General features: G+C 33.9%; 2 protein-coding genes. One reads left to right on the forward strand and one right to left on the reverse strand.

The features are described from left to right. Positions 1-72 precede the first annotated feature (72 nt). Complete coding sequence (locus AC1DSL_RS18085; protein WP_477533308.1) at positions 73-603, reverse strand: hypothetical protein; 531 nt, start codon at positions 601-603, stop codon at positions 73-75. A 587-nt stretch (positions 604-1,190) separates the two neighbouring features. On the opposite strand from AC1DSL_RS18085, the gene AC1DSL_RS18090 reads away from it, so the two are divergent. Beyond that, on the forward strand, positions 1,191-1,505 hold a 315-nt coding region (locus tag AC1DSL_RS18090; RefSeq protein ID WP_477533309.1), incomplete at its 3' end, for an exonuclease domain-containing protein.

The following is a 1,505-nucleotide window of genomic DNA, read 5'->3' on the forward strand; positions in this document are numbered from 1 at the left end:
GAATAAAAAGAGGAAAGAAGTGATCTCACTTCTTTCCTCTTTTTTATGATGTAATTCATTTTAGGTAACTGCTCAAGGTTGATTAATAAATAGTAATTCTTGTTGCAATATTTCACATTGCGCCATGAAGTAGTCCCAGTCAACAGAAATTGTATTCTCCATTTTCAGTTCAGCTTTAATTAGTGCTTGATTTACAAATTGAGCTTTCTTTATATCTTCTTCTGTCCAAGTGCTTAGTTGGTAATTTGAATTTGTCGGTAATTGATTTAATGCAGAAGCAATCTTTTGGATGGTTTCCATTTCTTCTTTACTCAGTCCTTTGGAGGGGAATGTATGGGAAGCCGTTCCATACCATAGATCATCAAGAATAAGATTTAATTGGTTCGAAACAATCTGAGGGTTGTTCCAACCTTCTGTTTCTTGTTGTTGCAAAATTCCTTGTAATTCGACTAAGGGATATTGGATATTATCTAGAAAGTATTGTTTTTGATGCCAGCTATTCAAATAAAGCATAAACAAAATAACTGATATCATTGTTAATGATATGAGTGAGTATATGATTCTTATCTTTTTCTCTTTTTTTATAAGCCAACTTCCTTTCAAATAATCTTAAAAGTTATTCGGAATGAGAATAATGTAATAGATATAAATATATATTCCATAAAAATTCCAAATAACCTTTTTGATTATAAGGAATGATGAAATTAAACGGAGTAAAATTAAGGAAACTGCCAAATTTACAACATCGGGATGTTTTTTGCTCAGGTAAGTTATACAGGGGGAAGTCAAAAGCAAACCGGAATCCAGTCTGGAATAGTGTCTTTTTATAGGGTGAATCGTAATGTTTCAATCATTTCTTTTTCATCTACCATTTTTGTGGAAAATGCGATATTGTTATTTTCTTTGGCTTTTTTAAATTTATTAAAAATGGAATCTGCGCCCTTTCCGCAGACGAACTAGCAAGCTTACTTGGGCCAACAGGATGTTGGTCACGAAGTACCTCTTATTCCGTTTTGCAAGCAGATAATGAAAAAGCCAGGATAAAAATGGCGGTGAAATGTTTCCATATGTCCATTTGGCAATAACCTCCTTCTTGAAATAGACCTCATCACATCGTGTCAGTTACACTTCCATAGATGTTTTGTGATACAATTTTTTTGTTAGAAGTCTAAATTGTGAGCTGATATTTTATGTTAAGCCCTACTTATGCCGTTGTAGATATTGAAACGACGGGTCATTCGCCTGCAAAAGGGGATCGGATGATTCAATTTGCCGTTGTATTCGTACGAGATTGGCAAATCCAATCTACTTTTTCAACCTTCATTCAACCAGGTAAAAAAATCCCTTTATTCATACAAGACTTGACCAATATTTCAGATGATGACGTCAAAGATGCACCGATTTTTGAAGATGTGGCCGGAGACATTTATGACATGCTGGAAGATTGTATCTTTGTTGCGCATAATACGAATTTTGATTTATCTTTTGTACAAGCCGAATTCAAG

It is taken from the genome of Paenisporosarcina sp. P4_D4, from assembly GCF_056401835.1.